At 63.3% G+C, this 16,029-nt stretch carries 18 protein-coding genes, 1 tRNA gene and 1 pseudogene; 3 read left to right on the forward strand and 17 right to left on the reverse strand.

The window, feature by feature from the left end; all coding sequences use genetic code 11:
- Window positions 1–8: 8 nt before the first annotated feature.
- The 9 genes and pseudogenes from NKH31_RS09060 to NKH31_RS09100 all read right to left on the reverse strand — a co-directional run bounded on the left by NKH31_RS09060 (window position 9) and on the right by NKH31_RS09100 (window position 7,705).
- Window positions 9–446 carry a PIN domain-containing protein gene (locus tag NKH31_RS09060; protein WP_254861468.1) on the reverse strand — a complete coding sequence of 146 codons (438 nt, stop codon included), beginning with the start codon at window positions 444–446 and terminating at the stop codon, window positions 9–11.
- On the reverse strand, window positions 443–739 hold the full coding sequence (locus NKH31_RS09065; RefSeq protein ID WP_254861469.1) for an AbrB/MazE/SpoVT family DNA-binding domain-containing protein: 297 nt from the start codon (window positions 737–739) through the stop codon (window positions 443–445). Before NKH31_RS09065 ends, NKH31_RS09060 begins: the two co-directional genes overlap by 4 nt.
- Window positions 740–849: 110 nt before the next feature.
- Window positions 850–1,848, reverse strand: coding sequence for an AAA family ATPase (locus NKH31_RS09070; RefSeq protein WP_254861470.1), 999 nt, complete (start codon window positions 1,846–1,848; stop codon window positions 850–852).
- Complete coding sequence (locus NKH31_RS09075) at window positions 1,845–2,954, reverse strand: DUF4350 domain-containing protein (protein ID WP_254861471.1); 1,110 nt, start codon at window positions 2,952–2,954, stop codon at window positions 1,845–1,847. The genes NKH31_RS09070 and NKH31_RS09075 overlap by 4 nt, the downstream gene beginning before the upstream one ends.
- A complete protein-coding gene (locus NKH31_RS09080; protein ID WP_254861472.1) occupies window positions 2,951–3,232 on the reverse strand; it encodes a DUF8044 family membrane protein in 282 nt (93 codons plus the stop codon). Before NKH31_RS09080 ends, NKH31_RS09075 begins: the two co-directional genes overlap by 4 nt.
- 435 nt (window positions 3,233–3,667) lie before the next feature.
- Window positions 3,668–4,747 (reverse strand): aminopeptidase, encoded by a 1,080-nt coding sequence (locus NKH31_RS09085; protein WP_254861473.1) that lies wholly within the window; start codon window positions 4,745–4,747, stop codon window positions 3,668–3,670.
- A 92-nt stretch (window positions 4,748–4,839) separates the two neighbouring features.
- Window positions 4,840–6,160 (reverse strand): annotated as a pseudogene (locus NKH31_RS09090) (ATP-binding protein).
- A 691-nt stretch (window positions 6,161–6,851) separates the two neighbouring features.
- Window positions 6,852–6,925 (reverse strand) — tRNA-Lys (locus tag NKH31_RS09095).
- Window positions 6,926–6,952: 27 nt separating this feature from the next.
- Window positions 6,953–7,705, reverse strand: a complete 753-nt coding sequence (locus tag NKH31_RS09100) for a DUF7119 family protein (RefSeq protein ID WP_254861474.1) — start codon at window positions 7,703–7,705, stop codon at window positions 6,953–6,955.
- Between the two features lie 135 nt (window positions 7,706–7,840).
- Between NKH31_RS09100 and NKH31_RS09105 the strand changes: the two genes are divergently transcribed.
- Window positions 7,841–8,329 (forward strand): hypothetical protein, encoded by a 489-nt coding sequence (locus tag NKH31_RS09105; protein ID WP_254861475.1) that lies wholly within the window; start codon window positions 7,841–7,843, stop codon window positions 8,327–8,329.
- Between the two features lie 87 nt (window positions 8,330–8,416).
- Here NKH31_RS09105 and NKH31_RS09110 read toward each other — a convergent pair whose 3' ends face one another.
- Both NKH31_RS09110 and NKH31_RS09115 read right to left on the reverse strand, forming a co-directional pair.
- Window positions 8,417–8,620, reverse strand: coding sequence for a hypothetical protein (locus tag NKH31_RS09110; RefSeq protein WP_254861476.1), 204 nt, complete (start codon window positions 8,618–8,620; stop codon window positions 8,417–8,419).
- Window positions 8,621–8,624: 4 nt separating this feature from the next.
- Window positions 8,625–10,229: a tryptophan--tRNA ligase gene (locus NKH31_RS09115; RefSeq protein WP_254861477.1), complete on the reverse strand. Its 1,605-nt coding sequence runs from the start codon at window positions 10,227–10,229 to the stop codon at window positions 8,625–8,627.
- A gap of 378 nt (window positions 10,230–10,607) precedes the next feature.
- Between NKH31_RS09115 and NKH31_RS09120 the strand changes: the two genes are divergently transcribed.
- Window positions 10,608–11,024: a thiol-disulfide oxidoreductase DCC family protein gene (locus NKH31_RS09120; protein ID WP_254861478.1), complete on the forward strand. Its 417-nt coding sequence runs from the start codon at window positions 10,608–10,610 to the stop codon at window positions 11,022–11,024.
- Window positions 11,025–11,073: 49 nt separating this feature from the next.
- Here NKH31_RS09120 and NKH31_RS09125 read toward each other — a convergent pair whose 3' ends face one another.
- The 6 genes from NKH31_RS09125 to NKH31_RS09150 form a co-directional block, all read right to left on the reverse strand.
- The gene (locus NKH31_RS09125) at window positions 11,074–11,523 is read right to left on the reverse strand and encodes an SRPBCC family protein (protein ID WP_254861479.1); all 450 of its coding nucleotides are present in this window, start codon (window positions 11,521–11,523) and stop codon (window positions 11,074–11,076) included.
- Between the two features lie 183 nt (window positions 11,524–11,706).
- The gene (locus tag NKH31_RS09130) at window positions 11,707–12,000 is read right to left on the reverse strand and encodes a type II toxin-antitoxin system VapC family toxin (protein ID WP_254861480.1); all 294 of its coding nucleotides are present in this window, start codon (window positions 11,998–12,000) and stop codon (window positions 11,707–11,709) included.
- Between the two features lie 185 nt (window positions 12,001–12,185).
- Window positions 12,186–12,521 carry an AbrB/MazE/SpoVT family DNA-binding domain-containing protein gene (locus NKH31_RS17685; RefSeq protein WP_343217275.1) on the reverse strand — a complete coding sequence of 112 codons (336 nt, stop codon included), beginning with the start codon at window positions 12,519–12,521 and terminating at the stop codon, window positions 12,186–12,188.
- A gap of 51 nt (window positions 12,522–12,572) precedes the next feature.
- Window positions 12,573–13,373, reverse strand: a complete 801-nt coding sequence (locus tag NKH31_RS09140; protein ID WP_254864793.1) for an aldo/keto reductase — start codon at window positions 13,371–13,373, stop codon at window positions 12,573–12,575.
- 109 nt (window positions 13,374–13,482) lie between these two features.
- Entirely contained in the window at window positions 13,483–14,907 is a 1,425-nt protein-coding gene (locus tag NKH31_RS09145) for an ATP-binding protein (protein WP_254861482.1), read from the reverse strand.
- A 146-nt stretch (window positions 14,908–15,053) separates the two neighbouring features.
- Window positions 15,054–15,605 (reverse strand): nuclear transport factor 2 family protein, encoded by a 552-nt coding sequence (locus NKH31_RS09150; protein ID WP_256547880.1) that lies wholly within the window; start codon window positions 15,603–15,605, stop codon window positions 15,054–15,056.
- Between NKH31_RS09150 and NKH31_RS09155 the strand changes: the two genes are divergently transcribed.
- Complete coding sequence (locus NKH31_RS09155) at window positions 15,604–16,029, forward strand: VOC family protein (protein WP_254861484.1); 426 nt, start codon at window positions 15,604–15,606, stop codon at window positions 16,027–16,029. The two genes, NKH31_RS09150 and NKH31_RS09155, sit on opposite strands and share 2 nt — an antisense overlap.

The raw sequence follows: 16,029 nt of genomic DNA on the forward strand, positions 1-16,029 counted from the left end.
GATTCCGATCACACACCGTGCGCTCGAAATCGCCTGATATCGATGTCCAGCGAAAGCTCGTCGAAGTCATCGTCGGCCCCGGCGACTAACGTTGCGTCACGCTCGTACGCTAGCGCGACCGCGAACGCGTCGGCGAGGGAGAGCTGACCGTGAGCTTTCACTTCGGCCGCGAGTCGCCAATTCGCTGATTCGAGTCGGAGTCCGCGCCGTTCGAGTGCGCGAAGGTCTCGATCTGCGATTCGAAACGACGACTGAGTAGGGTTGTCGTCGACGCCCTCAAATCGGGAGACGAGATAAAACACCTCACTCGCGTTCGTCTCGGTGAGAAATCCGTCTGTTTCGTCTGCGAACACGGGATCGAGTAACGACGCGATCTCCTCGTGACCCGGCTCGCCGTAGAGGAAGGCGATGACTGCCTCGGTGTCGAACACGTACCCGCCGCTCATGCGTCCTCGGATGGATGCAACCGCTCGAATCGCGCGTTCTCATCGCTCACTTCTTCATCTTTCAACTCTCGAACGCGGTCTAACACCGAACCTCGTTCTCTCTCGCTGGCGTGGATTCCGTGGAGTTCGTCGGGCGATGGCACTGGTTCGATGACGATCCGTCCCTCCGCCTCGTATACGAACACCTCGCCCGGGGCCTCGATTCCGAACTTTTCTCTGAGTCGTTTCGGAATCGTCGCCTGTCCCTTCTGGGAGACGTGTATCACGGTCGGTTCGGCTGTACTACTGGACATCTGTGGTTGTACTTTATTGACTCTGTAATACTAAGCGTGTCGCTCACATACAACCTCACGTCGGTCCTGCGGGCTGTTCGATACGACTCAGCGAGTCGAATTGAACGTTCTCACGCCTCGTCGACGGACGCCTCGAACCGGGTATCCGCCCCCGGCGGATCGACCGACGCGAGCAGATCCGAGACCAGGTCGGCGGTCGTCACGTCGCTCAACTCGGCGTCCGTACTCGGAATGAGCCGGTGGACGAGCGTCGGCTCGGCGAGCGCCTTGACGTCGTCGGGAATGACGTACGACCGGCCGTGTATCGCGGCTCTGGCTTTCGCCCCGTCGAGGAAGGTGAGCGTCGCACGCGGCGAACTCCCGTGGACGACGTCCGGGTGCTCGCGCGAGGCGCCCGTCAGGTCGAGGATGTACTCCTTTACGGGATCGGCGACGTGAACGGCGGCGACCGCCTCGCGGGCGGCGGCGATCGCGTCCCCGTCGACGACCTGAGAGACGTCGTCGGGGCCGAGTTCCGGCGCGTCGTCGAATCGGTCGAGCACCTCGCGTTCGTGGGCTCGATTCGGCAGATCGACGGTGAGCTTGAACGAAAACCGGTCTCGCTGGGCTTCAGGGAGCTCGAAGACGCCCTCCATCTCGATGGGGTTCTGGGTCGCGATGACCATAAACGGCGTCGGTAGCCTGAGGGTCTCGCCTTCGAGCGTCACCGTTCGCTCTTCCATGGCCTCTAAGAGCGCGCTCTGGGTCTTCGGCGTCGCCCGGTTGATCTCGTCGGCGACGACCAGGTTGGCGAAGATCGGGCCGCGCTGGAGGGTAAACTCGCCGGTCGCCTCCCGATAGATGTGCGTTCCCGTGATATCGGCTGGCAGCACGTCCGGCGTCAGCTGAATACGGGTGTACTCGAGGCCGCTCGCCCGCGCAAAGAGGTTCGCTAGCGTCGTTTTCGCCACGCCAGGAACGCCCTCTAAGAGGACGTGCCCTCGCGTCAGCGCCGCGATCGTCAGAAACTCGACGACGCGCTCGTTGCCGACCAGTACGCGCTCTACCTCCGCTTGCACCTGCTCGTACAGTCTCCGGGGGTCCGTCTCGGCGTCCGTCCGCTCGCTCATTCGCGCTCACCTTCCCGCTCGGACCGGTTAAGCGCTGTTATCGATCGACGGACGCGCTCGTCAGACCACTCCGGGTTGCGCTCGCGCACCAGCGCGGCCCGCTCGGCCGGTGACAGGCCGACCGCTTCGGGTTCCGGTCGCTGCCCACCGGGTCGGAGCCGGCCCCAGAACGCCCGCAGCACGCGGTCGCCCATCCCGCGATTGCGGCCCGCGATGGCCAGCGTGCCGATCAAACCGAGCCCGACCAGCAAGGCGAGCGTCGACGACCCCCGAACCGTCAGGACCGCAGCCCACAGCGGCGGCAGGCTCTCGGCGTGCGAGACGTCGATAATTGCCCGTTCGTCGGCGAGACCGGTGAGAAACGCCGCGTTATCTTCCTCGTCGAACATCGCGTTGATCGTCACGCTGGGATCGGCCACCGCGATCACCGTTCCGTCGCCGACGGACTCGACCGTCGCGACGGGGTAGCTCCCCAGCTCCACCTCGTCGAGGTCTGCGTCCGCGGGCCCGAGGTAGGCGTACGGGCTCGTCTCCGCCACCACCGTCGCCCCGTTCGGCTCGATCGCCGTCGCGTAATTCAGCGCCAGCGCCTCGACGCCCTCGGTGGCCGGGTGCTCGCCCTCGACCGACGCGACCGGCATCGCCGGACCCACGCTGTACTCGCGCTCGTCGCGCAACAGTTCCCCGTCGAAACGCGCCTGCGCGCCGACGTCGGTGAGCAACGCGTTGCCGGCCGTCCCGAAATTCTCGAAGACCACCAGCGTGCCGCCAGCATCGACGAACCGAGCCAGCCGCTCGGCGTCCTCTCCCGCGTAGTGGTCCGTCGGCGCCACGACGAACGCGACGGTTCCGTCGGGCTCACCCTCGTCGTAGACGCTCGTCGACTGCGCCATCTCGACATCGTTCTCGGCTTCGAGCGCACTCCGGAAATCCGAACTGCCCTCCCAGCCGGGATTGTACGCCCCGAACGCCGCCGTCGACGTCGCCAGCAGGACCACCAGCGCGACGACGACGGTCACACCCAGCCCCGAAAGCAGGACTCGCGGCCACGCCACCTCGCCCCGAACCAGCCGCCGAAGCCACGACACGACCGGCCCGTCGCTCACCACGGCACCACCTCCGGCGGCAAAATCGCGAGTATCCGACGGACGACGACGACCGCGAACCCGACCAGCCCGAGCCCGATCACCCACCGTAATCGCTTGCGCCAGGCCGGCGTCACGTTGATCGGCGCCGTCAACTCCGTGACGATCAACAGCCCGATCAGCGAACAGACGAAAAACAACTCGAGCGAAACCGACCCCAACACGGCGAGTACGAGAACCGTCCCGAGCATCCAGGCGACGGTCCCGTGGACGAAGCGCATCCGCCGGTGGGTTGCCATTATCACCGTGTAGTTCGGAATCACCCTAAAGGTTGCCGACCGAACTTTTTGCAGTTCGGGGTCGCGGAGCGACCCACTCACTGCAAAAACTTCGATGAAAAAGGGCCGTCTCCGCGGGCGACGCCCGCTCCGACGGTACAACACATCGAAACGACCGCGCCGCCACCGCGACCGCCGCAACCGCTCCGCCACCGCGACCGCCGCAACCGCTCCGCCACCGCGACCGCCGCAACCGCTCCGCCACCGCGACCGCCGCAACCGCTCCGCCACCGCGACCGCCGCAACCGCCCCGTTACCGCTGGCGTGCAACCGCTTGGATTGTGTTCCGTGCGAGCTGGTTCCGCATACTCGACGTGGAGTGCGATGGCACCGTTGTGGGTTACTCGGCTGCTGCCCGTTGCCGTACTCGCTCGCACGAACTACCGTTTCGCCGCCTCACTCTTCGAAGACGAACGTGCCGTTTTCCTGGACGACTTCGCCGTCGACTTCGATTCGGGAATCGTCGCTCATGTCGACGATCATGTCCATGTGCATCGCGCTGTCGTTACCCTCGTTCTCGTCGCCGACGGTGTCGTCGTAGGCGCGACCGACCGCCAGGTGGACGGTGTCGCCCATCTTCTCGTCGAAGAGCATGTTGTAGGTGAAGCGATCGATGTCGCGGTTCATCCCGATTCCCAGCTCGCCCAGGCGTTTCGCCCCCGGATCGGTGTTCAACACCGCCGTGAGGACCTCCTCGTTCTTTCCGGCCGAGTGGGAAACGACCTCACCATCCTCAAACTGCAAGAAGACGTCCTGGACCTCCCGACCCTGTGCCATCAGGGGCTTATCGAAACGAACCGTCCCCTCGACGCTGTCGGGGATCGGCGCCGTGAACACCTCGCCGCCCGGAAGATTCCGCTTCGCGTAATCGTTTTTCACCGGATTGCCGGCGATCGACATCGTGACGTCCGTCTCGTCGCCGCTTTTGATACGGACCTCGTCGGCGGGTTCGAGGATGTCGACCAGCTGTTGCTGGTGTTCGCGGACGGCGTCCCAGTCTTTGCTGACCGCGTTCCAGACGAACTCCTCGTAGGCGGGCGTACTCATCTCGGCGTCCTGCGCGTTCGCCGGCGCGGGGTACTGCGTTCCAACCCACCGCGTCTCCATCATGGCGTCCTGGGTTTCCTTGTTGGCCTGGGCCAGCGCACTGTTCGTCTCGGGGTTGACGTCGCTCATCTCGAACGTATTGTCGCCCGCCCGAATCATGATCGCCACGTCGGCCGCTTCGACCGCCGCGCGCGAAACGCCCGACTCCGTTATGTCGTCCGGATCGATCGCGTTCCGGTACGCCCGTTGCGGTCGATCCGTCGACGTCCGAACCGAGATGTTCGCCCCGCGCTCGCCGCACAATCGCGCCACCTCGACGACCAGATCCTCGGCGATCGGATGGCCACTGATGATGACTTCGTCTCCGGCCTGTACCTCCGTCGAGTGATCGACGATAATCTCTGCGTGTTCACGAACTCGCGGATCCATACGAAAACTGAAAACCCCGCTCGGATAGATGTTGTGTTCATCACGTCTTCCGGTCCGACCGCGTTACGATCGAACTGTCTACCTCGTCGGTATCACAGAACGGATATGATATCGGGTAAACTAAAGAGCGTCACGTCGGTCCGGTCCTCGGCGGTACGCACGAGATCGTCTCCAAACCCGGACCGGCTGAATATGACGTATAGGGGGTCCGAACCCGCTGGTTCTCCGCCCCACTGCACCTCGCTCGCCGTTCGTTCGAGATCTGCGAGAACACCCTCGCTCACGGGCTGTGAGGTGAATTTACACTCGCCAGCGACGAGACCCTCCTTGCTCAATCCGAGTAGGTCCAACTCGTGCTGTTTGAACCACCACTGCCCAACGCCGTCGAACTGGTGATCCACGAGCGCTGGCAACGCCCGCTGGCACAGCCGTTCGAACAGTGGACCCACGTGATCTTCGAGCGCCGGCTCGACCGATTTTTCGAACGCGTTTTCGCCCTGGATGCGAAGCCGGTCCTGATTTCCGTACACGAACCGAAACCAGAACCGAAAGAGGGGTGCGGCGATTCGATACCGCCCGTGTTTCGACGCGGTCGGTGATTCCGTCACCGGAATGTGCCGTTCGACGAGACGGAGCCGACGGAGTTTCTGGAGGTACGCACTCAGCGACTGCGATTCCACGCCGGCCATTCCGGCGATTTCGTTCGGCGTTCGACGACCGTGTGCGAGGGCGCGGAGCACGCTGAAGTAGGTGTTCGGTTGTCGAAGTTCAGTGCGAAGCAGGAACTCGGGTTCCGCGTACAGGAGGCCGCGCTCTGAGAGTATCGTTTCCCGGACGTTCGCCGCGAGCGATCGATTCGGATCGATCGTCTGTAAGTAGTGGGGCGCTCCTCCGTAAATCGCCCACGCGGTGATCGCCGTCTCGGCATCGTACTCCGGAAAGAATTTGTGCGCATCACCGACCGAAAGCGGCTGTAGATCGATCGTCGCCGTCCGCCGTCCGTACAACGGCGCACTTCCGGACAGAACCTTCTCTTCTATCACGCTAATCGATGATCCGACGAGAACGAGTGTCATTTCGGTCGCTTTTAAGTGTAGGTCCCAGACGCGCTGCAATCGCGACGGAAGCGATGTGTCCTCTTCGATGAGAAACGGAAACTCGTCGATCACGACGATTGCGTCCGTCGCTCCGAGTGACTCGAGTAATACTTCCCAGTCGCGTCGAACGGTCCGAATCGACGGGAACTGTTCGGTTGCTGCATCGACGAACTGCTCGAGTTGATTCTACCGCTTGATAGTACACGGCGTCGGACCGATCTGCGATAGATTGGCGAATCAATTCGCTCGTTCCCAACCGACGCCGCCCGTATAGAACGACAAATTCTGCCTGGTCGGATTCGAAGTACGACGTCAGTCGTTCGAGTTCCGACTACCGGTCGATGAATCGTTCCATAGCATCCGTTCGCCGGGCGACACGATAGTACTACCGAAGAACAGAAATCACGATTTCGGAAATCGAGATTTCAGAAATTACGATTTCTTTATTCACTCCATCGATCGCGTGACGTGGTATACCATCACCGAGTCGAACCCGACGATTCCGGCAATTGTACGGCGATACCGCGGGCCGGGCGCGATTGTGAACCACGTCGAGACGGTCCTGCTCGGGCTGCGACTCGTCTACTTCAAATCGCTGGTGTTCGCTTCGCTCCTCACGTCCGTTCGTCCCAGAAGCGGGCCGGGCGCGATTGTGAACCACGCCCGAGAACCTGCGCTTTGCGCAGACCCTCGGTCTGCTTCAGATTCCTCCAGGGTCGGAATCTGAACACACGGTCGATCGCTTCCTCGCTCACGCTGTTCGCGAGACTGCGCTCTCCCTGCGTTCAAATCGTGCCTGCCGGTTCGCTACGCTCACCAGTTCGTTGTCTCCGAAAATCTGAGATTTTCGGGATGACGAAAGAGCTTGCTCTTTCGAACCACACGGGCCGGGCGCGATTTGAACACGACCGGAAGACGGTCACTCGCTTCGCTCGCGCTGCGACTTCCGAGCGTTCAAATCCCGCCGGTTCCGTTTGCACCGCTCACGAGTTGTTCGCGGTGCAGAACGGGCCGGGCGCGATTTGAACACGCGACCGTCTGGTTAAAAGCCAGACGCTCTGCCGGACTGAGCTACCGGCCCTCGGTATGAACTTCCGGTGAGTCGCGGTTAAACGTTTCTGTCTCGGCTCGCGAGGGAGTCGGCGATAACGTCGCCGGGGTCGACGCCGTCGAGCGAAGCTCGCCGACGAACTTCCAGATACTCCTCTGCCGGGAGTCGAATCCGAAGTTCGCCGAGCGTGACGCCCTCGTCGGCCAGGGCGTCTTCGATCTGAACGCCGTCGGCGACGGCGCTCGCGACCCGGCGCACCTGCCTGACCGTCAGGTCGCCGTCGAGCGCCGCCCAGGCCAGCAGGAGGCGATCGGTCCCGCTCACGCGGGCGACGTGCTTGGCCGCGCTCGGGACGAGGTCGCCGCGGGCGACCTGGAGGCGCACCGACCGCGGCAGGTCGTGAACGCGGCCCCACTTGCGAACGAACGAGACGGTCACGTCGCCGCCGGCGCGCTCGACCGCCGCCGTATAGGAACCAACCCCGCGCACCAGCGCCGCACAGGCCGCGGCCCCGCGGAGCATTTCGATGTGATCTGCGTCGAGGCCGCCGGCCGCGAACGCGCGAACGGTCTCGGCCGCCTCGGCGACGCTCTCGGTATCGCCGGGGTCGAAGCCGACCGCTCTGGTCGCGTGCTCGCCGGTGATCGTCTCGTCGCCGCGGATGACTGGCGCGCCCACCGGCGACTCGCGGTCTGTCGGAATCGACGATTCGAGCGATCCGTCCACCGCCCTCGTCCCGTCGGACCGACGATCGACCGCATCGTCCGTTTGGTCGCTATGGCGCTCCCCGCCGGGTCCGCGGTCACTCATACACCAACTGACGCCCTCGGGAGCCAAAAGTACGCGTTCGGTGGCAGTTTTGTCCCGAATATCTGACGGTCGTGAAAACCGGGCGCGTTCGCGGTGAACCCGAATACGTTTCAGTGTCGATCTGCAACGCCCGATATGGACGACGCCCTCACCCGCCGCCGACTCGTACAAGTCGGTGCGACGGGAACCGCCCTGACGATCGCCGGTTGCCAGTTCCAGCAGGATGACGACGGAAACGGAGACGACGACGCCGGAAACGGCGTCGATTCCGAGATCGAAGGCGACGCCAGAGTCGCCTTCTCCCCGCCGATCGACCAGCAAGAGCTCATGATGATCCAGCAGCAGGCGATGCAGGAGGCTCAAGAGGAGGGCCTCTCCGAAGAGGAAGCCCAGGAGGAAGCGATGGAGGCGGTCGAATCGGCAATCGACGGCCACCTGGACGACCTCGAATCGGACCTCGGCGAGTCGGGCGACCTCGTCGTGCAGGACACCTCAGCGCAGCTCGGTCTCGTCCTCGCAGACGGCGACGCCGAGGGCATCCTCGCGGCGCTCGAACTGGACTCGGTCGCCGCAATTCTTCCCGAGGAATCGTTCGAGGAACCGGAAGAACCGCCCCAGCCCTGATTCGCCCAGCGTCTCGCTTCTCGGCCGTCTCACGGCCGCGATCCCACACGTCCGGTCACGACCAGACTCCAATCCGCATCGAGGCGACTACGATTCGGCTCGACGACGATCGAATAGTCGGAGGCCGATCGCGAACGCCAGCGCGGCGACGCCGGCCGCGATCAGCATCTCGACGACGGCCGAGAGACCGGTCGCCCCGCTCGCGGCGTACGTGACGAACGCGACGACGAGCGTACCGACGACGAGCCCTGAAAACGCCGTCTCGTCGAGACCGAAGTGCGCGTTACTCACGGGCTCACCCCCGCCGCGGCGACTCGAGTTCGATCTCCGCGGCTTCGAGCAGCTCTTCGACCTCCGCTCGCTTTTCCTGGTGGTCTGCTAAGAACTCCCGCATCAACTCGGCCGCTTGCTCCTTGCAATTACCGCAGAGGCGCTCGCCGCCGACGCACTCCTCGTACACCAGCGTCGCGAATTCGTCGTCGTCGCCGGCGAGCAGGTAGGCGTAGAGCTCGTAGACGGGACACTCGTCGGCCTTTCCGCCGAGTTCGCGCTGTTTCTCGGCCGTCTCGCGGCCGCCCGTCGTCGCCGACTTCACTTTCTCGTAGCCCTCGTCCGGATCGTCGAGCAGCGATATGTGACTCGCCGGCACGGACGAGGACATTTTCCCGCCGGTGAGACCGGTCATGAAGCGGTGGTAGATCGACGACGGGGCGAGAAAGCCGTAGCCGCCGGCCTCGACCTCGACCGAGCGGGCGAGCTCGGCCGCTTCGGCCGGATCCACGTCGAACGCGTCGACGTGGCCCTCGAAGACGCGCTTTTCGCCGTCGATGGCCTCGATCAGCGCCTCGAAGGCCTCGTCGTCGGCCCGTCGGTCGACGAACCTCGTACGTGGACGCAGGGGTTCCATTCCGGCGTTCTCGAGCTTCTCGGCGACGGCCTCCAGCGCCACGTCCTCGTCGGGCACGTCCGGCCGGGCGCCGCCCTCGCCGCGGAGCCACTCGGCGGCCTCGACGCATCGGGGCTGGTCGGGGTCGTCGGCGTACGCTTCGCGGGCGTCGTACGCGTCGGCGACGACGGCGAGTTCGTCCTCGGTCGCCTCGAAACTCGCGTAGGCCTCGGTGACGCCGAACATCCGCATCCGCTCGGCCAGATCCCGCGCCAGGCGGACGTGCGGGTCCTGGTCCGGGCCGACGGGGATGACGGTGGGCTTCGGGCCGTCCAGTTGCGGATAGAGGATGTCGGCCATCTGCGTGACGACGCTCTGCATGTGCGAGACGTCGGTTTCGCCGTCGAAGCCGTAGATCGATCCCAGTTCGGAGAAGTTGGCCTCGATGCCGAGTTCGAACGCCAGATCCTGCACCGCGCGGTTGGTCGATTGGCGGTAGAGTTCGCCCTCCTCGGGATCGAACCCGAGCGCGAGCAGCGAGAGCAGGTAGTTGCGGGCGTGTTCGTCGATCTCGTCCCAGGAGAGTCCGCGCGCGGAGTGGGCTTCGAGGTCGGCGATCAGCCCGTAGGCGTCGGCGCCTCGCTCCTGGTGCCAGATGATCTCGTCGAAGACGAGCTTGTGGCCGATGTGGGGATCGCCCGTCGGCATGAATCCCGAGAGGACGGCCGCGTCCTCGCCTTCGCGCATCGCTTCGGCGACGGGCCGGTAGTCCCGATGGCCGAAGATGACGCCGCGACGCATCAGGTAGTGTGGGTTCGGAACCTCGGAGAGAACCTCGTCGAACGCTTCGATGCCGAATTCGGAGAACAGCTTCCGGTAGTCCGAGACGGTCGACGATCCCCAGGGATCGAGTGCGACCTCGTCGGCGCCGGCCGCGTCCTCGGTCGTTCCGCCGTCGGGGCGGACGGGAGTCGACCCGTCCGCTGCGTCGTCGCTCGGCTCGTCTGCGGTCATTATGTCGCTTCTGGTGCTGGTGTGCAAAAAGTCTTCGAGTGTCGGAGCCGCGTGAGATCCCGATATCTTGGCTGTTATGGCGAGATCGCCCGTGCTGAAACCGGCCTGTGCGGGGCCATTCAATCGCGACGGGGCCGAACCGACCGAGACGGTTCGGCCGGCCGACCAGCCGCCGCGACCGCGGTCGTGCGGGCCCTTACCTTTACGCCGGGACGACCTCCGACTCGCGCCGAATGTCGGGCTCGTGCTGAAGGACCAACAGCATGATCAACGGTCACGGAACTCGCCCCGCTCTCTCGACGGCAATGAGGGCGGCAGGCCGGTCTCCGCCGCGATCGACCGGAACGCCTTACTGTCGATACGCCCAATGTTCATCCGATGAGCGAGCCCAGTCCTGAGGAGGATCCGATCGTCCTCTTCGACGGCGTCTGCAACCTCTGTAACGGGTTCGTGCAGTTCATCGCGCCCCGGGACGACGATGGGCAGTTCTACTTCGCCTCGCTCCAGTCCGACGTCGGCCAGGAGTTGCTCGCAGCCCACGATCTGCCGACCGACGAACTCGAGTCGGTCGTGCTGGTCGAGGGCGACCGGGCGTGGGTCAAGTCCGCGGCGGTGATCGAGGTTTCTCGCCGGCTCGGCGGCGTCTACCGACTGCTCTCGCCGTTTCGCTACCTGCCGCGGATCGTTCGCGATACCGTCTACGATCTCGTCGCGAACAACCGGTACCGTCTCTTCGGGAAGAAAGACCGCTGCGAGATTCCCGAAGGCGACGTTGGTGCGCGATTCCTGAAGTGAGTTCGCTCCCCGGTACCGATCTCCGGAGAAAAATACCGTCTCGATCGGATCAGGCTTCGATCGGCTGTTCGGCCTCGATGAGTTCCCTGGAGGTCTCGAGCGAGTTCTTGAATTGGCGCTTGTTGAATCGCTTTGCGACCGGCTCGATCACGCGCTCGAGTAGCGAGTCGCCGAACTCGTAATCGGCGCGCTGGATGACGCGCGTCCCGTCGTCGGTCTCCTCGTAGTGATAGTGGAGCTCGCCGGTCATGCCGGGGCTGTCGAACGTCGTCACCACGTGCTCGTTCGGTTCGACGATCGTCATCTCCAGCTCGCCGTCCATCGACTTTCCGAGGAGGCGGTACGTCGCATCCATTCGGAGACCGTCATCGGTCTCCTCGATGACCTCGATCTCGGTCAGACTCGGGGTGGTTCGTCGCCAGTTCTCCGGGTCGATCCCGAAGGTGAAGACGCGGTTGACGGGCGCTGCAACGTCTACGGTGTGCTCGAAGGTAGGCATGTTATACTCAACTCCGTCGTCGAACCTGACCGTACCAGCCGTCTCACGGGAGAATCGGTGCGTGGACGTCGGTCGACTACACCGCTACAGAGGCGCGCTGAGTAGATAAACTCGCCGTGACCCGAGTTCGCCCGTTCCGGTGATGTCGATCAGCTCGTCCGGTCGGGAGGACGGAGTACAATCCTACCCGTCGATAAGTGATAATTTCTCGGCCGGAACTGGATTGACGTATTTTACGTCTTCACCATTACAGAGGTCGTCGAAGTCGCCGTCCGTCGTGAGCACGTAATCGGCGTCGTGTGCCCGAGCGAGCGCAATGATGAACGAATCGTACACGTCGTGATTTTTCTCGACGCTAATCTCGTACGCCTCGAGAAGCGTCGTCTCAGTGGCGCTGATAATCCGGGCTGGGCTCTGAATGAGCGATTGAATCGCGTTCCGCGCAGCAGCCGCCTCTACGCCGAAATTTCTCGTCATTATATACTGTGCGCGTAACGGATAATAATCGAACAGAAGCAAGACGTTGGCCCCATCGAGTGCGTCTGCATCCACGGGAACACGTCGTCGTGCGCGGGATGGTCGTCGGTGAGCCCGATGGCGAGTACGTTGACGTCGGCGAGGATGGACACCTCTGTCGGAAGCGACTCGGTCATCGGCTCCGTTCACTTCTCCATCGGTCCGAAGAGTGATTCCCCGGCGTCGGTCGGTGTCGTGTTCTCCCAGCTCTCTCGACCCGCCGTTGCCGTCTCTAGTTTCGAACTCGGTTGCGGGTTAACCTCGAGGACGGAGCCGACGAGGGTCGCAGGAATTTCGTCGTTCGATTCGATTCCCAATCGGCTTCGGACCTCTTTTGGGAGAGTTACCCGTCCCCTATCATCTACGGTGAGTGTAAGTTCCTCTCCGCGGTTAGCTCCATCCGATACATTTCCCATTTTCATCCACCTCATACCCACTATTCCGTTGACAGACAAAACGCTTGCACCGCTCGACGCATCCATCGTCGTGCTGAACGACCGCGACTCGATCTGATCTCCTGATTCGAGTGCCTTCTACTCGTTCCAGACGGCTGCGTCGGGATCGACCAGCCGCTCATCGCGCTCGATATCGTCGATCCGCGCCACCGCTTCGTCGCTCAGATCGATCCGGTTCGCTTCGAAGTTCGCCTCGACGTGATCGCCGCTTCCTTTGGGGATCGCCACGACGCCGTCGCGCTGGAGGTGCCAGGCGAGGGCGATCTGGTGGGCGGTCGCCTCGTGATCGGTCGCGATCGCCGACAGGGTCTCGTCCTCGTCGGCCCGGCCCTGCATGATCGGACAGTAGGCGACGGTCGCGATCTCGTGTTCGCGGCCGTAGTCGACGAGTTCGTCCTGTTGTAACCAGGGATGCAGTTCGATCTGGTGGGCCGCCACCGGCGCATCGAGGATCTCGCGGGCCTCCTCCAGGTGTGCGACGTCGAAGTTGCTGAGCCCGACGTGGCGGGTCCAGCCGCGGTCGGCGACCTCGTCCATCGCGGGCAGGGTCTCCTCGGGATCGTAGGCGTCAGTTGGCCAGTGGACGTACAGCAAGTCGACGGACTCGACGCCGAGTCGATCCAGGCTCTCCTCGGTCGAGGCGATGACGTCGTCGTGTGCGAGATTGGCCGGTTTCACCTTCGTCGCGAGGTAGACGTCTTCGCGGTCGACGTCGGCGCGTTCGATCGCTTCGCCGACCTCGCGTTCGTTTCCGTACATCTGGGCGGTGTCGACGTGGCGGTAGCCCGCCTCGAGCGCGCGAACGACGTTCTCGGTGCAGCTGTCGCCCTCGTGGCCGGAGGTGCCGAATCCGGGGTGTGGAACGTGCTGATCTGTCATGGGCGAGGCGACGGTGTCCGGCAACTCCATGGTCCGGAAAGCGGCAATCGAGGCAGGAATCACGATTCGACCGCGTTCGACTCCACGTATTCGACGGAAACCGACGACTTCAGTCGTGGGCCGATGACGACGGTGCGTTCAGCGATGAGACGACGTCGTCGAGGCTGAAGAGTCTGAGGCGGTCGTCTTTCTCGGCCGCCTCGACGACCGACTGGGTGAAGCCGTTTCGACTGAACAGGGCGAACTCGTAGGTTGGCTCTCCGCCACCGCTCGGCGTCCAGTCGATCCGTCGTACCTCTTCTTTGAGACGGGCCAGGACGTCGTATCCAACGGGCTGGCTCGTATACTTCACTTCACCTGCGACGAGTGTGTCCCCGGTTGTGAGTCCGACCACGTCGATTTCGTGGTGTTTGTACCACCAGCGACCCGGTAGTGTCGCGAACGTCAGATCGCCGTACAGAGACGGGACGGCCTTTCGACACAGCGACTCGAAGACGGGACTAACGTAGTCGGCTAACTCGGGCTCGACGAGTTCTGCGTAGGCGTCCTCGCCATACAGTTCGAATCGGCCGTCCTGGCCGTAGACGAACCGGAACCAGAACGTAAAGAGTCGATCGCAAATCCGATACCGCCTGTTACGGCTCCGGACTGGATCGGCGGTCACCGGCGTTACCGGTTCGAGGAGCGCGAGATCCTCGAGCCGATCGAGGTAGTAGCTCGAACTGTTGGCATCGATACCGACGGCGGTGGCGATCTCGTTTCGCGTTCGATTGCCGGCGGCGATCGCTTTCAAAATCGCGAAATATCGACTCACTTCGTCGAACTCCATCCGGAGGAGAAGCTCCGGTTCTTCGTGGAGACTCCCTCGCTGATCGAGGAGCGTCCGCGTGACGTTCTCGCCGACCGTCTCTGACTCGTCGATGGCCTGGAGATAGTGTGGGACGCCGCCGAATATGGCGTACGCAACGACCTGCGTCGTTGAATCGTAGCTGGGGACGAACCGGACGGCGTCCGCGAAGTCGAGCGGTTCGATCGGGAATTTTCCGCTCGGTTGCTGTGAAATTCGCCCGTACAGCGGTGCCGTCCCGTCGAGCGTCAGTTCGTACATCATGCCGATCGATGACCCGGAGAGGACGAGTGTTGCAGCCGAGCCTTTAACGTCGTGGTCCCAGAGTCGCTGTATAATCGATGGAAGGCTCGAATCGGCGTCGGCGAGGTACGGAAATTCGTCGAGGACGATGATCGCGTCCCGGTCGGTGAGGGACCGGAGTAGCGGTTCCCACGCGCGCTCGACGTGAGAGACCTCGGGGAACTGTCGAGCCGCTGTCTTGCGGAATTCGGTGAGCTGGTCGGTCGCCGTCGTCTCGGTCGCCTGATAGTAGACGGCGTCCTCGCGGTTCCGTATGGATTCGGTGAGTAACCGCGTCTTCCCGACCCGTCTTCGGCCCCACATAACGGCCAGCGTGGCCGAATCACTCCGATAGAGCGACCGAAGCTGGGCAAGATCGTCATCTCGATTGACGAATTCGCTCATATGCGTTATTCGAAGCCGTCAGTAAAATAGGTTCTCCTATTGTAGCTTGAACTATTGTAGTTTGAACTATTGTAGTTCGAACTTTGTTAGCTCGTCACCGCCGCTGACGCCGTCGATAGGTCACCGAGGCCGAGTCGAAATACGCCTCATTCGCCTTCGTCGCCCGCGTACACCTGTTCCCAGGTGACGTCCGTCGAGTGTTGAACGGGTTCGAGGTAGATCCGCCCCGAGACGATGCGGCCGTCCGATATCGTCTTGATGACGACGCCGCGGACGTCGAGGCTCGTCCCGTCGAGCTGCGTCCCGTCCATCCGCATCTCGATCCAGGCCGTGTCGCCGTCGATCACCGTTCGCGGAAACTCGACCGACAGGTCGGGGGTCGTCTCGAACATCTCGACCCAGTTCGCGCGAACCTGCTCGCGACCCGAAAACGCCCGCTCGGGGTGGGTCGGCGTCTCGCTCCGGTAGTCCTCGTCGAAACACGACAGCAACGCCTCGAGGTCGTGGTCGTTCATCGACCGCAGAAATCGATCTACGACTTGGGTGTTACTCTTTGACACACTAGATCGGACGCCGCTGGCAGCGATAAAGCCGAGGGGTGGCCGGCCGTTTGAGCACTCGGGTGTCCGATCGGGTTCGCTCGCTTGCGGACCCGCCGAGGGAACGATTATGGGTCGAGCGGGTAACGAAGCCAACATGGACTACGATCACGTTGATCCCGACCACGCCGGCGGGATCCACCACGTCGAACTGTACGCTTCGGACCTCAACGCGTCTACCGACTTCTGGGGCTGGCTGCTGCGTGAACTCGGCTACGAATCCAAAAACGAGTGGAACGGCGGCCGGTCGTGGATCAACGGTCCGACGTACGTCGTGCTGGTCGAGGCGGACGGCGACGTCGCCGCTGATCACCCGTTCGATCGACGGGCGCCCGGGCTCAACCACCTCGCCTTCCACGCGGCCTCGCGCGAGCAGGTCGACGAGATCACCGAGGGAATTCGAGACCGATCGGAGGCATCCGTCCTCTACGAAGATCGTCACCCCTACGCCGGCGGCTACTACGCCCTGTACTGCGAGGATCCGGAAGGGATCAAAGTCGAGGTCGTCGGGCCCGAGAAATAA

The organism is Halovivax gelatinilyticus (assembly GCF_024300625.1).
GTDB classification, from domain to species: domain Archaea; phylum Halobacteriota; class Halobacteria; order Halobacteriales; family Natrialbaceae; genus Halovivax; species Halovivax gelatinilyticus.